This window comes from Labrys sp. KB_33_2 (assembly GCF_052114505.1).
GTDB lineage: Bacteria > Pseudomonadota > Alphaproteobacteria > Rhizobiales > Labraceae > Labrys.
Window position 1 is genome coordinate 238,391 of sequence record NZ_JBFREW010000008.1, and the last position, 15,686, is coordinate 254,076.

Here is a 15,686-nt window from a genome sequence, read left to right on the forward strand (position 1 = left end):
AGCTGCCATTCCTTTCACGGCCCGAGAAAGCCGAGGCACGCGCTTCGGGGACTGGCGTGCCTCGGCCGGTCGCCTCACGCCGGCTTGAGCGCCGGTGGCAGCCTGTTCTGAGGCCAGCCGGTGGCCTGCTCATAGGCGTAGGCGAGCTGCAGCACGGACATCTCGGCATGATTGCGCCCAACGAGCTGCATGCCCATGGGCAGGCCACGATCGTTGAAGCCGACCGGCACGCTCATGGCGGGGCAGCCGGACATGGTGACCGGGATCACCACCTCCATCCAGCGATGATAGGTGTCCATCGCGTGGCCGTTGATGTCCTTGGGCCAATGGGTGGTGGCGTCGAAGGGGAAAACCTGCGCCGACGGCAGGATGAAGTAGTCGTAGCGCTCCATGAAAGTGCGGACCGCCTGGTACCATTGGGTGCGCGCGGCGGCGGCATCGGAGAGTTGGACGGCGCTGAGCTTCAGATAGTTCTCGATCTCCCATTGCGCCTCCGGCTTGAGCAAGGCGCGCTTGGCCGGATCATCATAGAGCACCTTCAGGCCGGAGCCGGTCTGCCAGGCGCGCAGCGGCAGCCAATTGCGCCAGACATTCTCGATGGGATAATCGGGCCTGGCTTCCTCGACGGTGCAGCCGAGCGCTTCGAAGGTCTTGAGAGCTGCCCTGCACAGGTCGAGCACGCCCGGCTCGAAGGGCAGATAGCCGCCGCAATCGCCAAGCCAGGCTATGCGCACGCCCTTCAGGTCGCGCTTCACAGGCTCGGTGAAGCGCGTGGGATCCTCGTGGAGGGAGAGGGGCGCGGCAGCGTGGTAGCCCGACTGCACCGCGAGCAGCAAAGCAAGATCCGAGACATTGCGTGCCATCGGGCCGTTCACGCCCAGCGAGGCATCGAACACGTCGGCGCCCGGTGAGGGAACCCGCCCGAAGGAGGTGCGGAAGCCCAGCACATTGTTGTAGGCTGACGGGTTGCGCAGCGAGCCGGCATGGTCGCTACCATCGGCGACCGGCAGCATGCGCATGGCCAGCGACACCGCGGCGCCGCCACTGCTGCCGCCTGCGGTCTTGCTGTGATCATAGGCATTCAGCGTGGTGCCGAAGACCTGGTTGTAGGTCTGCGACCCCAGGCCGAACTCCGGCGTGTTGGTCTTGCCGATGATGATGCTGCCCGCGTGTTTCATGCGGTCGACGAAAAGCGCATCGGCCTGGGGGATGCGGTCCTTGAACAAGGGCGAGCCTTGCGTGGTGCGGATGCCCTTGGTGTCAGCGAGGTCCTTGATGGCTTGCGGGAAACCATGCATCCAGCCGGCATAGTCGCCGCGGCCGAGCTGCGCGTCGCGCTCCCCGGCCTGCTTGAGGAGATCACCGCGCTCCTGCCGGGAGACGATGGCGTTGACAGTGGGGTTGAGGCGATCGATGTGGTCGAGATAGGCCGTCATCACCTCCACACAGGAAATTGATTTCGACTTGATCGCCTGCGAGAGCGGGATGGCGTCCATCATCACGATGTCGGAGGGCGCCGTTTTCGCCAGGGACGAGCCTGGCCACGCCGCCTGGCCGACAAGGGCTGCCGAGGCCGCACCCGCCAGTCCCTTCGCGCTTAGATTCAGGAAACCGCGTCTGCTGAGACCACGCTCCTGCGCGGGTTGCGACGTGCCGCCGCGTTGCTTGCCAGCCATGGAACACCTCCTCGGTCAACCTTCTGAATGAGGTTGTGTCCACACATTGTCAGGTTCTGTGTCATCCATCAATTAAATTGTATACAAAAATATCATTCAATAATACCTAAGTGGCATTTAGTTATGCAATAGGCAAAGCGAGGCTTTTGCGAGCCGCCCGCATGGCGAGGACATGCATTGCTGCGCGGTACGCGCAGCGGGCTGCACAGTCGAACTGCGACCGCAATACAGGCCCGGGAGGAGAGATTTTCGTGTCGGGGAAGATAGATTCCAGGAATCCGGTCCGATCACGCCTGCTTTTCGACCAGCGCCGCCAGTTGCCCCGTCACGGTGCCCCAGCCGTCATGGAACCCCATCTTTTCATGCAGGGCGCGATCGGCGTCGCTCTTGTGCATGACATGGGCAGTGTAGTCGGTTCCGTCTGGGTGGTCGGCGAAATCGACGATTGCCGTGATGAACGGCTGTTCGGCGGGGCGCCAGCCGCGGGTGAGCGCATTGGTGAACACGATGCGCCGCCGGTCGTCGACGGTCAGGAAACAGGCGTCGAGATGGGGCTGAAAGGTGCCGCCATCCTCGCTGATCCGGGTCACGAAGGCGCCACCCGGGGACAGATCCATGTCGACGACCTGGCATCGCGCAGGGGCGGGCACCCACCATTGTTCGAAGAGGGCGCGCTCGGTCCAGGCCTGCCACACGATGGCCCGCGGCGCTTTGATAACGCGAGCGATACGCAGGTCGAGTTCGGGGTCGAAGTGGCGGGTCACGTCGGCGGCTCCTTGTCGAGCATGGTGGCGACGATGCGTTCCAACCTGTCGGTCCGGCCCTCCCATATCGCGTGCTGGGCAGCCAGCCAGCCCTCGACGGCGGCGAAAGTCTGCTTTTCGATGGTGCAGGTCCGCACGCGCCCCTGTTTGCGGGTGCTGATCAGGCCCGTACCCTCAAGCATGCGGATATGTTTCATGAAGGAGGGCAGGGCCATGTCGAAGGGTTCGGCCAGGTCGCTGATGCTGGCCGGCCCCCGCCCCAGGCGTCCGAGCACGGCCCGTCGGGTCGGGTCGGCCAGGGCCAGGAAGATCTCGTCGAGCTGCTCGATACGATAAGCCATAAGGCTAAGTATCAGATCCATGCCCCACCCGCAAGAGTCGACCCTCTCGCCACGATTCGGGTCGGAATCTGAGCGGCCTCTCCCGGCGGCAAATATGCAATTCAAACAATTTGAATAATAATTATGGCCCTAAATCGAAGATGCGAGCGTATTGTTGATTGCCATTACCTCCAGTCTCGATAATATGAAGGCACGAATGACGGAAGGTAGTTGCGTGCCGGCAGCTCGGGCAGATCGATCAAAGTGTCAACTGTCTCAACGGAAGCACACGACGTGTTGGTAACTGGGCTGGCTAACACCAGACTGGATTGGGGGAAATAATGTCCTGGTTGGTTTGCATCCTCCTATACTGTCTGTCTTCCTCGATCATGGCTTCTTTGCTCGGACAAGCACTACGCGAGGAACGTGTGTCCTGAACGCGAGAACATCGCAGGAGTTTTCTCCTTCCCGAAGCAGAGTCACGCAGTTCCGGCAATTGCATGAATCGCGGCGCTAGCCTTTGATGACGACTGGGCGTGCCGTTGGCATGCCGTCATCCGCGGTCAGGGCCAAGGTATTCATATGGCATTGCACTTCCTCATGGACGGACCCGAGGATGCAAGGATCACCGTCCTGCTCGCGCATGGTGCCGGAGCGCCAATGGATTCGGCCGCAATGTCCGCCAGTGCCGGGGCGCTGGCTGCAGCCGGATTGCGCATGGCCCGGTTCGAATTCGGTTATATGGCAGCGCGGCGCCAATCGGGCGCCCGCAAGCCGCCACCGCGCGCCGAAACGCTGGAAGGCGAATATCGCGCCGCCGTCGAAGCATTGGGGGCGGCTGGACCTCTCGTCATCGGCGGCAAATCGATGGGGGGCCGGATCGCCAGCATGATCGCCGACGATCTCCAGGCCGAAGGCCGCATCGCCGGTCTGTTGTGCCTCGGCTACCCCTTCCATCCCATCGGCAAGCCCGAGCAGTTGCGCACCGCCCATCTCGCCGACATGCGCACCCCGGCGCTCATCGCCCAGGGCACGCGCGATCTCTTCGGCACGCGCGAGGAGGTCGCGACCTATACGCTGTCGCCCCGCATCGAAATCCTGTGGCTGGAAGATGGCGACCACGACCTGAAGCCGCGCAAGGCCGTTTCCGGTTTTTCGGCCGCCGACCACCTCAAGACCCTGGCGGTGGCCGTCTCGGGCTGGGCCGCGCGCCTCGCCACCTGACCGGGCCGCTATGACGCGAGCTTGCCAAGAAAGTCGAGCACCGCCCGGTTGAAAAGTGCCGGCCGCTGCAACGGCGCGAAATGGCTCACGCCTGGCAGAACGGTCAGCGTCGCGCCGGGAATGGTGCGGGCAAGATAGGTTGCATGGTCGGGGCGAATGAACTCGTCATGCTCACCCAGCACGATCTCCACGGGCACATCGATCGCGCTTAGATCGCTCGCGCTATAATTGGGCTGCGTCCGCATCATCTCGCTGACGGCGGCGACAAAGGGTTCGAAGCTATCCGGTGTGGCGGACAGTGCGGCATAGTCCTGGCGGTGCCGGGCGAAACAACGGTCGAGCGCGGGGCTCGGCTCCATCTCTTTGGTGCCGCTGGGGTCCATGTTGCAGGCGAAGAAGAATACGCCCGACGAGCGGGCGGGGTTCTCGGCAGCCAGCACCAGGGCGATGCAGGCGCCGTCGCTCCAGCCGACGAAGCGGGCCTTGTCCAGGCCGAGCCGATCCATCACCGCCAGCACGTCGGAGGCCATCAGCTCATAGGAATAAGGCCTGTCGTCACGCGTGCTGCGGCCGTGGCCACGGCTGTCGACCAGGACAACGCGATAGCCGGCGGCCCGCAGATCGTGCAATTGGTAGCCCCAATTGCCGGCATGGCCGAGACCGCCATGCAGCAGGATCACCGGCGGCCCGTCGCCATACGAAGCATGCCAGATGCGGGCGTCGTCGTGATCAAGCCAGCCCTCGATATCGGCCTGCGGCAGGGGCGGCGCGCCATAGGCGTGAAATTGGCTGAGATCGTCGTCCTGCGTGCTCATGGCCGTCCCTTCCTGTCCCGGTGCAATCGAGGGCTCCTTGGTGTCGATTTACCACATCTAGACCAATTGCAAACAGCAAGTGCTCTTGCGCGGGCGGGCGGCTTTGGCCGATCCCGCCCGCTTCATTCGCTCAACAGGCCATGACGCCGGTGCCAGTCCTCCAGCGATTCCTCGGGATAGGTGTCGAAATGCAGATAGCCGGGACCGGATGGTACATCGACCCATCGGGGAGCATCGGCCAGCATCATCTCCACGATCTCCGGCGGCTTGGGCAGCGGCGTATCGATCGCCGAGGCGTGCGGGTGGATCAGTTCCGGCCAGCGCGGATCCCACAGCCAGAGCGCACTGCCGCATTCCCCGCAGAAATGGCGCCCGGCCGGCGAGCGTTGGTCGGCCTGCCCTTCCTCACGCAGGACGGCGTGATAGATGCGCAGATGCTCGCGTCCCTCCACCTTCAGGCTTTCGGCATGGGCGCCGAGATTGATGGCATAGCCGCCTGATCCCGCCGTCTTGCGGCAGATCGAGCAATGGCAATGCATGAAGGGCGCGGGGCTCATCGCCTCGACGCTGAACGTCACGGCGCGGCAATGGCAGGATCCTTTCAGCAGCATGTGCGTTTCCTTAGTCTCTTTGTCTCACAACGGATGGAATGATGTGGGGTTCCAGGAGAACTTCGCTTCCATACAAACCGGAAAGGGTGACCCTTGAAAGGCAGATTCGTCATCATCGCCATGGCTGCATTGCTGTTCTCCTCCACGGCGCAAGCGGGCGACTATGCGCCCCTCGATTGTGCCAAGGCAGCTTCCCCCGCCGAAAAAGCCGTCTGCGGCAGTTACGCCCTCGGCCAGGCCGAGGCGCGCATGGCGACGCTCTACGGCGTCTCGATGTCCCTGGTGGCCATGGGCCAGCGCGGCAATATCGGCGAGGCTCAGCAGGCCTGGATCAAGACGCGCGAGGCCTGCGGCGCCGATACAGCCTGCCTCGACAAGGTCTATGGCGAGAGGATCGGCGTGCTGGACGAGGTGATCCGCAACATCGCTTCGCACGGCCCGTTCTAGAACTAGGGCCGGTGGGGCCCGCAAACAGGCCTCGGCCGGCCTGGAATCCCCATTTGTCCTTGGCGCAATCATCCCTTCCTGCTATTGCGCGCGGATGAGCGAAGAATTGATCGAAAATATCCGGAATTTCTCCATCGTGGCCCATATCGACCACGGCAAGTCCACCCTTGCCGATCGTCTGATCCAGGCCACGGGCACGCTGACTGACCGTGAAATGGTCGAGCAGGTGCTCGATTCCATGGATATCGAGCGCGAGCGCGGCATCACCATCAAGGCGCAGACCGTGCGCCTGAACTACCGCGCCCAGGACGGCAAGGACTATATCCTCAACCTGATGGATACGCCCGGCCATGTCGACTTCGCCTATGAGGTCTCGCGCTCGCTCGCGGCCTGCGAAGGCTCGCTCCTGGTGGTCGACGCCTCCCAGGGCGTCGAGGCGCAGACGCTCGCCAATGTCTATCACGCCATCGACGCCAATCACGAGCTGGTGCCGGTGCTCAACAAGATCGACCTGCCCGCGGCCGAACCGGACCGCATCAAGCAGCAGATCGAGGACGTGATCGGCATCGATGCCTCCGAGGCCGTGCCGATTTCGGCCAAGACCGGCCTCAACATCGACCAGGTGCTGGAAGCCATCGTCACCCGCCTGCCGGCGCCCAAGGGCGACCGCAACGCCCCGCTCAAGGCGCTGCTGGTGGATTCTTGGTACGATGCCTATCTCGGCGTGGTCGTGCTGGTGCGCATCTTCGACGGCACGCTCAAGAAGGGCCAGCGCGTCAAGATGATCGGCACCGATGCGCATTACGAGGTCGATCGCCTCGGCGTCTTCAGGCCGAAGATGCAGGCCATCGCCGAGCTCGGGCCGGGCGAGATCGGCTTCATCACGGCGGCGATCAAGGAAGTGGCCGATACCCGCGTCGGCGACACCATCACCGATGATCGCAAGAACACCAACATTGTGCCGCTGCCGGGCTTCAAGCCGGCCCAGCCCGTGGTGTTCTGCGGCTTGTTCCCGATGGATGCGGCGCAGTTCGAGGATCTGCGCGCCGCCATGGGGCGGCTTCGCCTCAACGATGCCTCGTTCTCCTTCGAGATGGAATCCTCGGCGGCGCTCGGCTTCGGCTTCCGCTGCGGCTTCCTTGGGCTGCTGCACCTGGAAATCATCCAGGAGCGCCTGGAGCGCGAGTTCAATCTCGACCTGATCGCGACGGCGCCGTCCGTCATCTACAAGATCAACATGACCGACGGCAGCCATATCGAGCTGCATAATCCGGTCGACATGCCGGATGTGGTGAAGATCACCTCGATCGAGGAGCCGTGGATCCGCGCCACCATCTTGACGCCGGACGACTATCTCGGCTCGATCCTCAAGCTCTGCCAGGACCGGCGCGGTGTGCAGGTCGATCTCAATTATGTCGGCAAGCGCGCCATGGTGCAGTACGACCTGCCGCTCAATGAGGTGGTGTTCGACTTCTATGACCGCCTGAAGTCGGTATCGAAGGGCTACGCCTCCTTCGATTATCATTTGACCGACTACAAGGAAGGCGATCTGGTCAAGATGCAGATCCTGGTCAATGCCGAGCCGGTGGACGCGCTTTCGATGCTGGTGCATCGCGACCGCGCCGAGAGCCGCGGCCGCGCCATGTGCGAGAAGCTGAAGGACCTCATCCCCCAGCACATGTTCGTGATCCCGATCCAGGCGGCGATCGGCGCCAAGATCATTGCGCGCGAGACTATCCGGGCTCTGCGCAAGGACGTCACCGCCAAATGCTATGGCGGCGACATCTCCCGCAAGCGCAAGCTTCTGGAGAAGCAGAAGGAAGGCAAGAAGAAGATGCGCCAGTTCGGCAGCGTCGACATTCCGCAGGAAGCCTTCATCGCCGCGCTCAAGGTGGATGGGTAGGGACGAACTAGCTTTATCCTAGGATCGCCGGCTGTCCAGCCAGCTCTTTCAATCAATCATGAAACGCCGGGTTTCCAGGAGTCGGCTGGAAAGCCGGCGGTCCCAGACGCCTTCACTCGCTGTAACGCTCCTCCCGCCAGGGATCACCGCGGTTGTGATAGCCGCGCACTTCCCAGAAGCCCGGCTTGTCGCGGGTGGCGAATTCGATGCGGCTGAGCCATTTGGCGCTCTTCCAGAAATAGAGCCGGGGCACGACGAGGCGCACCGGGCCGCCATGGTCCGAAGTCAGCGGCCTGCCCTCCCAGGCGTGGGCGATCAGCACGTCCTCCCCCAGGAAATCCTGCAGGGACAGGTTCGTGGTGTAGCCGTCGGCCGAATGCAGCACGACATGACCAGCCTCGGGCCTGGGCCGTACGATCTCGGCGAGGGCCAGCGTGGTTAGGCCCTCGAAATGGTTGTCGTAGCGCGACCAGGTGGTGACGCAGTGGATGTCGCAGACCTGCGTCACCTGGGGCTGGGCCGAGAAGGCCGCAAAATCCCAGACGAGCGGATTCTCGACCGCACCGAACACATCGAGCTGCCAGCGCGCCTTGTCGATGCTGGGCTGCAGGCCGAGATCGAGCACCGGCCAATCCTTGACGAGATGCTGGCCCGGCGGCAGGCGGTCGTTTTGAGACCGGGAAGCCCGGCCGGTGAGGAATTTGCCGGCCTGGGCCCAGAGCTGCTTGGTGCGGGTGAGCTTGGAATCGGCCGGCGTCGCCGGGTCGTCATCATCGGCCATGGTGCCCTCCAAAATCAAAAGATAATGCATATTTCGAACCAAGCAGAGTTTCCCGGTGAGGCCTGTCCGTGAGACCCGCCGGGAAACTCTGAAGATGTTTGATATCTTGCCGATTCCTCCTGATCGTGCCCCTCGCACGGATCAGGAGGAATCGGCTTGTGGTAGGTCGGCTGCTATAAGGGCCGTACCCGAATCGAGGTCCTCATGTCCGCTGACGTCAATCCCCTCCTGGCCCGTTGGTCCACCCCCTTCGAAGCGCCGCCCTTCGCCGATATCCGCACCGAGCATTATCGTCAGGCCTTCGAGGCGGCGCTGGCCGAAAACAAGGCGGAGATCGCCACGATTGCCGACAATGCCTCGGCGCCGAGCTTCGACAACACCCTGGCGGCGCTGGAGCGTTCGGGCCGGGCGCTCGACCAGGTCGCCTCGGTGTTCTTCAACCTGGCGGGCTCCGACACCAATGACGAATTGCAGGCGATCGAGCGCGAGATGGCGCCGATCCTGTCGCGCCATCACACCGCGATCTATCTGAACGACGCTCTGTTCCGGCGTATCGATGCCGTCTTCGCCCGGCGGGCGGAGCTCGGCCTGTCGCCCGAGCAGGCCCGGGTGCTCGATCGCTATCACACCGCGTTCCGTCGGGCCGGCGCCGGTAGGCCCGAAGAGGTGAAGCAGCGCCTGGCAGCGATTTCCGAACGCCTTGCCAGTCTCGGCACCCAATTCGGACAGAACGTGCTGAAGGACGAGAAGGCCTGGTCGATGAAGCTCGACGGCGAGGCCGATCTCGCCGGCCTGCCCGATTTCCTGCGCGCCGCCAGCGCCAGCGCCGCGGCGGATCGCGGTGAGAGCGGCCATGTCGTCACGCTGTCGCGCTCACTGATCGAACCTTTCCTGCAGTTTTCCGCCCGCCGGGACCTGCGCGAAACGGCCTTCAAGGCCTGGCTCGCCCGCGGCGAGGGCGGCGGCGAAACGGACAACCGCGCTTTGATCGCCGAAATGGTGGCGCTCCGGGCCGAGCGCGCCAGGCTCCTGGGCTATCAGACCTTCGCCCACTATCGCCTGGACGATTCGATGGCCCGCACGCCTGAGGCTGCGCTCGATCTCCTGCGCTCGGTCTGGCAGCCGGCTCGCAGCCAGGCCGAACGCGAGCGCGAAGGCCTCGAGGCCCTGGCGGCTGGGGAAGGCGACAACATCGCGCTGCAAGCCTGGGACTGGCGCTATTATGCGGAGAAGAAGCGACGCCAGGAATTCGACCTCGACGAGGCCGAGCTCAAGCCCTATCTGCAGCTCGATAAGATCATCGAGGCGGCCTTCGATACGGCCCGGCGCCTGTTCGGCATCACCTTCACCGAACGCAAGGACGTGCCGGTCTATCATCCGGACGTGCGGGCCTTCGAGGCGACGGATGCGGCCGGGACGGGCATCGGCCTGTTCTATGGCGATTATTTCGCCCGGCCCTCCAAGCGCAGCGGTGCCTGGATGAGCGCCTTCCGCAGCCAGGAGCGGCTGAACGGCGCGATCAACCCGATCATCGTCAATGTGATGAATTTCGCTCGCGGCGCGGATGGGCAACCGACCCTGTTGTCCTTCGACGACGCCCGCACGCTGTTCCACGAGTTCGGCCATGGCCTGCACGGCCTGTTGTCGGACGTCACCTATCCCCTGCTCTCGGGCACCAGTGTGGCGCGCGACTTCGTCGAATTCCCTTCGCAGCTTTACGAGCACTGGTTCGAACAGCCCGAAGTGTTGCAGCGCTTCGCCGTGCACTATCGGACGGGCGAGCCGATGCCGAAGGCCTTGCTCGACCGCCTGCTCGCCAGCCGCACCTTCAACCAGGGTTTTGCCACGGTGGAATATGTTTCCTCCGCCCTGGTCGATCTCGAAATGCATTTGTTGAAGGAAGCCGAGGGCTTCGATGTCGGCGCCTTCGAGGCCAAGGTGCTCGGCGAGATCGACATGCCCCGGGCGATGGTGATGCGCCACCGGCCCCCACATTTCCAGCATGTCTTCTCGGGCGACGGCTATTCCTCGGCCTATTATTCCTATCTGTGGTCGGAGGTGCTCGATGCCGACGGCTTCGACGCCTTCGTCGAGACCGGCGACATCTTCGATGGCGAGACGGCCCGCAAGCTCAAGCAGTTCGTCTATGCCGCCGGCAACCGGCAAGATGCGGCGCAGGCCTATCGCGACTTCCGCGGCCATGATCCCAAGCCCGAGGCCTTGCTGAAGAAGCGCGGCCTGGCGGCATGATTGGAGCGCGGACATCCTGTCCGCTCTTCTTTTCAGGCGCGCATGACGGTTGCGAAAGCGGACATTGCGACATGCAAGCATGTCGCTGAGATGTCCGCGCTCCTACGCCGCGTGGCGCTCCGCGCCTGCACCGAAATGATCGACATAGCGCGGATTGATCTTCTCGACCGGCAGGACTACCAGCACATCGGTGGTGCCGAACTGATGATCGATAACCGCGCCGTCGCCGAAGCTGGCGCCGAGGCGCAGATAGCCTTTGATCAACGGCGGTAGGGCATGCAGCGCCTGCTTGACGTCGATGCCTTCCTTGGCGATGCGGTTCATCGAGACATAGCGCTCCGGCACCGCCTTGACGCGCCACTCGCCCTCGGTAGCGGCATGGTGATGCAGGAAGGCGAGCGGCAGGGCAAGGCGGCTCGGGTCGGTGCCCTCCAGGCTGGCGCAGCCCAGCATCACGTCGATCTTGTGATGCAGCACATAGGTCCAGATGCCGTGCCAGAGCAGCTCCACCGTGCGCTTGTTGCGATAGGCCGGCAGTACGCAGGAGCGGCCGAGCTCGAGGAAGCGGCGGCCAGGATGGGCTGCGATCAGCGGCTCGATTGCGTATTCGGCGGTTGAATAGAAGCCGCCATGGCGCTCGGCCACGTCCTGGCGCAGCAGGCGGTAGGTGCCGACCACCCGCCCGCCCGGCTTGCCCAGCCTGGTGGGGGCGTCATGGTCGATCACCAGCAGATGGTCGCAGAGCGTGTCGTAATCGTCGCGGTCACGCCTGGAGATCAGGGACAGCGCGTCCGGTATGGCGGCCATCTCCTCGTAGAACACCTGATAGCGCAGCTTCTGCGCTTTCTTCACGTCCCTGGCGGTCTCAGCCAACCGTACTTCCAGGGAGCCGATGCGTCCGAGAGTCATCGGCAAACCGATATTCTCGATGCGACGCTGGCGCAAGGCCGGCTTGAGCCGGCGGCGCGGCGCCAAGGGCACGATGCCGGCCGGCAGCTTGCTGCTCCAGCCGCGCGGATCGATCATTGCAAACAAGCCTTTCGGCGGCGTCGTCGGCATCTTCAGCCCCTGCCCGAATCCCCATCCCACAAGCATCATCACAGTTTTCGCACGGATTTGTGACAACAAGCCGCATCGCCGAGCCGCCCGCTCAGGCGGGCTTTGCCGGGGCCAGGGCGCGATCGATCGCCACCACGATCAATCCCAGCCCGAGGAAGCCTGCCAGGATGACGAGGCCGTTGGCGAGGGCGCCGCCATAGCCGAGAACCGTGACGTCGGCAAAGGGGTAGAGATAGCGCCCGGCCAGTGCGCCGTAGAGCAGCGAATAGGCGACATAAAGCAGGGGGTAGAGCATCCATGCGATGGGATCGCGCCAGCGCAATTGCCCCTTCGGCACGAAGACGAGCCAATAGAGCACGAACAGCATCGGCACGATTCGATGCAGCACGTTGTCGACCGCGAGTGTCAGGCCGCTCATCGGGCGCAGCCCGGTGAGCAGGGCAGCAAAGATCACGCCGACCACGAAGATGTAGATGGCTACGGCCGCCCGGGTTCCAGGCCGGGTCAGGAAGCCGCCCCGTTCCCCGAGGAGGGCACTGGCCCCGGCCACGATCGTCACCAGCGTGTTGGTGAGCACGGTGAAGTAGCTGAAGACGAGGATGATGCCGTCAAGAGCGCTGCGTCCCTGCGCCTGCACGGTCTCGACACCCAGCAGCACCTGCAGCAGCACGGCGCTGCCCGCGATGAGGGCGATCACGCCGGCGACGACGCATCCGAGCCTTTGGTTGCCTGTCACGCCATACCTCGTCCTGGCTGTGATCGGCAGCGTAGCATAAGCGCCATCATCATGATGCCGTCGACGGTCACTGCCGCGCCCGGACCACGGAGCCGGCAAGGGCGCGATCGAGCGCCACCAGCGCAAGGCCGAGGCCGTAGAAGGTGGCGAGGATCAGCGCAGCATAGCCGAGCGCGCGGGGATAGCCGAGCACCGGCACGTTGGAAAAGGGGTAGAGATAGCGCCCCGTCAGCGCGCCATAAATCAGCGAGTAGACGACGTAGAGCGCCGGAAAGGTCAGCCAGGCCAGCGGATTGCGCCAAGTCAGCTGGCCCTTCGGCACGAAGATGAGCCAATAGAGCGTGAAGAGCACGGGCACCACCCGGTGCAGGGCGATGTCGACGGGCACGGCGAGGCCGGTCAGCTGCCGCAAGCCGGCGAGGAACACGGCATAGATCAGGCCGACGATGATGATGTAGACGGTGACGGCGGCCCGGGTCGACGGCCGGGTCAGGAAGCCTCGGGCTTCCCCGCGCAGGGCACAGGCGGTGGCCACCACGGCCAGGATCACATTGGCCTGCAGGGTGAAATAGCTGAACACGGTGACGAGGCCATCGATCGCCGTCCGGCCTTGCGCCATCACCGCCCCGACCACGATCCAGGCACGCAGGGCAACGGCGAGCCAGGCCGTGATGGCGATCAGCGCCGCAAAAAGGCGTCCGGCTGCCTGGCTGCCCGTCATGAATCACCCCGATTGCTGCTGCGGCTGGCGATACAGTCTAGAGCGTTTTCCAGAAAAGTTGATAGACTTTTCGATTAAGAAAACGCGTCAGAACAAAGAGTTAGAGAAAAAGTGCGACTCGCGGAAATCGCACTTTTCTCTAAGCCGCATCGGCCGCGGCTGGCCAGCGTGGAGCGATCAATAGGGGTCACTGCGCTCCAGGATCTCCTGGCCCATCAGCACGCAGTCGCCCGGCAACTGGGCATAGATCAGGTGCATGCGGTAATTGCCCTTGTAGATCGAGCCCTCGACCTCGATCACGTCGAAGCGGCCCTTGCCGACCAGGGCCCCGACGGTGCCGATTGCCCTCACGCTGTCGGGATCGACCTGGGCGCGGTCGTCATTGTCGGAATGGAAGGCCAGCAGCTTGGCGGCCTGCTTCACGGCGGCATCGGCGCAATGGGGGCGGGGAGCAGCGTGGGAAGCAGCGTGGGAAGCAGCGGTGCCGGCGAGCAAGGCGAGGCAGGCGAGAAGGATGGGTATGCGCATGACATGTCTCGGGTGAACATCGGCTGGGTGTGTCTGCAGATAGCGGCTTGGCGGCCGTGTCGCCAGCCTGTCCATGTCGCAGATAGCGCGTGATAAGGTCGAGCCTAGGCCAGAACCGTCGCCCTGTCCGTCCTCGCCCGGTAGCTCAACGCTTCGGCGATGTGGATGCGGCCGACATCGGTCTCGCCGTCGAGATCGGCCAAGGTGCGCGAGACGCGCAACACGCGGTGGAAGCCGCGGGCCGACAGGCGCATGGCCTCCGAGGCATCGCGCAGAAGCTTGGTGGCTCCCGCGTCGGGGCGGGTGACCTCCTCGACCACATTGACCGGCACGCTGGCATTGGTGGAGCCGTCGGGCAGGCCGAGTGTGCGGTAGCGTTGGGCGGCACGGTCCCGGGCTTCCGCCACCCGGGCCGCCACCTCGGCCGAGCCTTCGGCGGGCGGTGGCAGGATGAGGTCGGCGGCGGAGACGGCGGGCACCTCGACGACGATGTCGATGCGGTCGAGCAGCGGGCCGGAGATGCGGGCCTGATAGTCGGCGGCGCAGCGCTCAACCGGCCCGCGCCGGCAGGCGAAGCCCGGATCGTTGGCCTTGCCGCAGCGGCACGGATTCATGGCCGCGACGAGCTGGATCCGAGCGGGATAGGCGACGCGGGCATTGGCCCTGGCGATCACGGCCTCGCCCGACTCCAGCGGCTGGCGCAGGGCATCGAGGGTTTGTGGTGCGAATTCAGGCATCTCGTCGAGGAAGAGCACGCCGTGATGCGAGAGCGACACTTCGCCGGGCCTGGCATGGATGCCGCCGCCGATCAGGGCCGCCATCGAGGCCGAATGATGCGGGGCGCGGAAGGGGCGCCGGCTGGTGAGCTCGCCGCCGGCGAGTTGGCCCGCCACAGAATGGATCATCGAGATTTCCAGGAGCTCGGCTGGCACCAAAGGCGGCAGGATCGAGGGCAGCCTTGCCGCCAGCATGGACTTGCCGGAGCCGGCCGGGCCGATCATCAGGAGATTATGCGCACCGGCGGCTGCCACCTCCAAAGCGCGCTTGGCGGTCTCCTGGCCCTTGATGTCCTTGAGGTCGGGCAGGGCGGCCGCTGGCGCGGCGATGCGCGGCTGCGGGCGGGAGAGCAACTGTGTGCCCTTGAAATGATTGACGAGCTGGATCAGCGAACGGGGGGCGAGAATGTCCATCTCCGGGCTGGCCCAGGCCGCCTCCGGCCCGCAGGCGGCGGGGCAGATCAGGCCAAGCCCGCGGCCATTGGCGGCGACGGCGGAGGGCAGCACGCCGGCGACCTTGGTGATGGTGCCGTCGAGGCCGAGCTCGCCGAGCACGCAATAGCCCTCCAGCGCGTCATGGGGAATGGCGCCGATGGCGGCCATCACCCCGAGCGCGATGGGCAGGTCGAAATGCGAGCCTTCCTTGGGCAGGTCGGCCGGGGCGAGATTGACGGTGATGCGCTTGGCCGGCAGGGCCAGGCCGGCGGCGGTGAGGGCGGCGCGTACCCTCTCGCGCGCTTCCGACACCGCCTTGTCGGGCAGGCCGACGATGGTGAACACCACCGAACCGGTCATGATCTGGACTTGCACGTCGACCTGGCGCGCTTCCACGCCTTCGAATGCCACCGTCGCAACGCGCGATACCATCTCGTTTCCCCGTCAGCCTGCTCGACGATAGCGGGGAAGCGTGGAGCCGCCAAGCAAAATGAGAACAAAGAGTGATTCTGGAAGCCTGTGACCGAGGCCCATCCGTCCGCCAGCCGATCAGGGACGGCCCCGGTGCGGCTGGGCTCTGTGCTGTGCAATCTGGCAGGCCCGCATCGTCAAAGGCGAGTTGGTCGATGCTGTAACGAGA

At 64.5% G+C, this 15,686-nt stretch carries 15 protein-coding genes; 4 read left to right on the forward strand and 11 right to left on the reverse strand.

Annotated features, from left to right (window positions below; all coding sequences use genetic code 11):
* Positions 1 to 74: 74 nt before the first annotated feature.
* The 3 genes from AB4037_RS16455 to AB4037_RS16465 form a co-directional block, all read right to left on the reverse strand.
* The gene (locus AB4037_RS16455) at positions 75 to 1,676 is read right to left on the reverse strand and encodes an amidase (RefSeq protein WP_441772235.1); all 1,602 of its coding nucleotides are present in this window, start codon (positions 1,674 to 1,676) and stop codon (positions 75 to 77) included.
* A gap of 287 nt (positions 1,677 to 1,963) precedes the next feature.
* Complete coding sequence (locus AB4037_RS16460; protein ID WP_441772236.1) at positions 1,964 to 2,440, reverse strand: SRPBCC family protein; 477 nt, start codon at positions 2,438 to 2,440, stop codon at positions 1,964 to 1,966.
* The gene (locus tag AB4037_RS16465) at positions 2,437 to 2,802 is read right to left on the reverse strand and encodes an ArsR/SmtB family transcription factor (protein WP_441772237.1); all 366 of its coding nucleotides are present in this window, start codon (positions 2,800 to 2,802) and stop codon (positions 2,437 to 2,439) included. Before AB4037_RS16465 ends, AB4037_RS16460 begins: the two co-directional genes overlap by 4 nt.
* Before the next feature lie 540 nt (positions 2,803 to 3,342).
* On the opposite strand from AB4037_RS16465, the gene AB4037_RS16470 reads away from it, so the two are divergent.
* Positions 3,343 to 3,984 (forward strand): alpha/beta family hydrolase, encoded by a 642-nt coding sequence (locus AB4037_RS16470; protein WP_441772238.1) that lies wholly within the window; start codon positions 3,343 to 3,345, stop codon positions 3,982 to 3,984.
* 8 nt (positions 3,985 to 3,992) lie between these two features.
* Here AB4037_RS16470 and AB4037_RS16475 read toward each other — a convergent pair whose 3' ends face one another.
* Together AB4037_RS16475 and AB4037_RS16480 are read right to left on the reverse strand one after the other, a co-directional pair.
* Entirely contained in the window at positions 3,993 to 4,799 is an 807-nt protein-coding gene (locus AB4037_RS16475) for an alpha/beta fold hydrolase (protein ID WP_441772239.1), read from the reverse strand.
* Between the two features lie 122 nt (positions 4,800 to 4,921).
* On the reverse strand, positions 4,922 to 5,410 hold the full coding sequence (locus AB4037_RS16480) for a GFA family protein (protein ID WP_441772240.1): 489 nt from the start codon (positions 5,408 to 5,410) through the stop codon (positions 4,922 to 4,924).
* Between the two features lie 93 nt (positions 5,411 to 5,503).
* Between AB4037_RS16480 and AB4037_RS16485 the strand changes: the two genes are divergently transcribed.
* Both AB4037_RS16485 and lepA read left to right on the forward strand, forming a co-directional pair.
* Complete coding sequence (locus AB4037_RS16485; RefSeq protein WP_434958847.1) at positions 5,504 to 5,857, forward strand: lysozyme inhibitor LprI family protein; 354 nt, start codon at positions 5,504 to 5,506, stop codon at positions 5,855 to 5,857.
* A 94-nt stretch (positions 5,858 to 5,951) separates the two neighbouring features.
* Positions 5,952 to 7,760: a translation elongation factor 4 gene (gene lepA / locus AB4037_RS16490; protein WP_434958846.1), complete on the forward strand. Its 1,809-nt coding sequence runs from the start codon at positions 5,952 to 5,954 to the stop codon at positions 7,758 to 7,760.
* A 112-nt stretch (positions 7,761 to 7,872) separates the two neighbouring features.
* On the opposite strand, the gene AB4037_RS16495 is transcribed toward lepA, so the two are convergent.
* The gene (locus AB4037_RS16495; RefSeq protein ID WP_441772241.1) at positions 7,873 to 8,541 is read right to left on the reverse strand and encodes a sulfite oxidase-like oxidoreductase; all 669 of its coding nucleotides are present in this window, start codon (positions 8,539 to 8,541) and stop codon (positions 7,873 to 7,875) included.
* A 204-nt stretch (positions 8,542 to 8,745) separates the two neighbouring features.
* Here AB4037_RS16495 and AB4037_RS16500 point away from each other — a divergent pair, with 204 nt between their 5' ends.
* The gene (locus tag AB4037_RS16500) at positions 8,746 to 10,791 is read left to right on the forward strand and encodes a M3 family metallopeptidase (protein WP_441772242.1); all 2,046 of its coding nucleotides are present in this window, start codon (positions 8,746 to 8,748) and stop codon (positions 10,789 to 10,791) included.
* Between the two features lie 102 nt (positions 10,792 to 10,893).
* Here the strand turns inward: AB4037_RS16500 and AB4037_RS16505 are convergent, their stop codons facing one another.
* The 5 genes from AB4037_RS16505 to AB4037_RS16525 form a co-directional block, all read right to left on the reverse strand.
* Positions 10,894 to 11,817, reverse strand: a complete 924-nt coding sequence (locus AB4037_RS16505) for a GNAT family N-acetyltransferase (protein ID WP_434959735.1) — start codon at positions 11,815 to 11,817, stop codon at positions 10,894 to 10,896.
* A gap of 124 nt (positions 11,818 to 11,941) precedes the next feature.
* A complete protein-coding gene (locus AB4037_RS16510) occupies positions 11,942 to 12,586 on the reverse strand; it encodes a Pr6Pr family membrane protein (protein WP_441772243.1) in 645 nt (214 codons plus the stop codon).
* Positions 12,587 to 12,653: 67 nt separating this feature from the next.
* A complete protein-coding gene (locus AB4037_RS16515) occupies positions 12,654 to 13,307 on the reverse strand; it encodes a Pr6Pr family membrane protein (RefSeq protein ID WP_441772244.1) in 654 nt (217 codons plus the stop codon).
* A gap of 177 nt (positions 13,308 to 13,484) precedes the next feature.
* A complete protein-coding gene (locus tag AB4037_RS16520) occupies positions 13,485 to 13,835 on the reverse strand; it encodes a hypothetical protein (protein ID WP_441772245.1) in 351 nt (116 codons plus the stop codon).
* Positions 13,836 to 13,939: 104 nt separating this feature from the next.
* Entirely contained in the window at positions 13,940 to 15,478 is a 1,539-nt protein-coding gene (locus tag AB4037_RS16525) for a YifB family Mg chelatase-like AAA ATPase (protein WP_441772246.1), read from the reverse strand.
* Between the last annotated feature and the right edge of the window lie 208 nt (positions 15,479 to 15,686).

Coding starts and splice junctions, on each gene's coding strand:
- AB4037_RS16500 (WP_441772242.1), top strand. CDS start 8,746: ATGTCCGCTGACGTCAATCCCCTCCTGGCCCGTTGGTCCACCCCCTTC.
- AB4037_RS16525 (WP_441772246.1), bottom strand. CDS start 15,478: ATGGTATCGCGCGTTGCGACGGTGGCATTCGAAGGCGTGGAAGCGCGC.
- AB4037_RS16505 (WP_434959735.1), bottom strand. CDS start 11,817: ATGATCGATCCGCGCGGCTGGAGCAGCAAGCTGCCGGCCGGCATCGTG.
- AB4037_RS16480 (WP_441772240.1), bottom strand. CDS start 5,410: ATGCTGCTGAAAGGATCCTGCCATTGCCGCGCCGTGACGTTCAGCGTC.
- lepA (WP_434958846.1), top strand. CDS start 5,952: ATGAGCGAAGAATTGATCGAAAATATCCGGAATTTCTCCATCGTGGCC.
- AB4037_RS16465 (WP_441772237.1), bottom strand. CDS start 2,802: ATGGATCTGATACTTAGCCTTATGGCTTATCGTATCGAGCAGCTCGAC.
- AB4037_RS16515 (WP_441772244.1), bottom strand. CDS start 13,307: ATGACGGGCAGCCAGGCAGCCGGACGCCTTTTTGCGGCGCTGATCGCC.
- AB4037_RS16455 (WP_441772235.1), bottom strand. CDS start 1,676: ATGGCTGGCAAGCAACGCGGCGGCACGTCGCAACCCGCGCAGGAGCGT.
- AB4037_RS16475 (WP_441772239.1), bottom strand. CDS start 4,799: ATGAGCACGCAGGACGACGATCTCAGCCAATTTCACGCCTATGGCGCG.
- AB4037_RS16495 (WP_441772241.1), bottom strand. CDS start 8,541: ATGGCCGATGATGACGACCCGGCGACGCCGGCCGATTCCAAGCTCACC.
- AB4037_RS16520 (WP_441772245.1), bottom strand. CDS start 13,835: ATGCGCATACCCATCCTTCTCGCCTGCCTCGCCTTGCTCGCCGGCACC.
- AB4037_RS16470 (WP_441772238.1), top strand. CDS start 3,343: ATGGCATTGCACTTCCTCATGGACGGACCCGAGGATGCAAGGATCACC.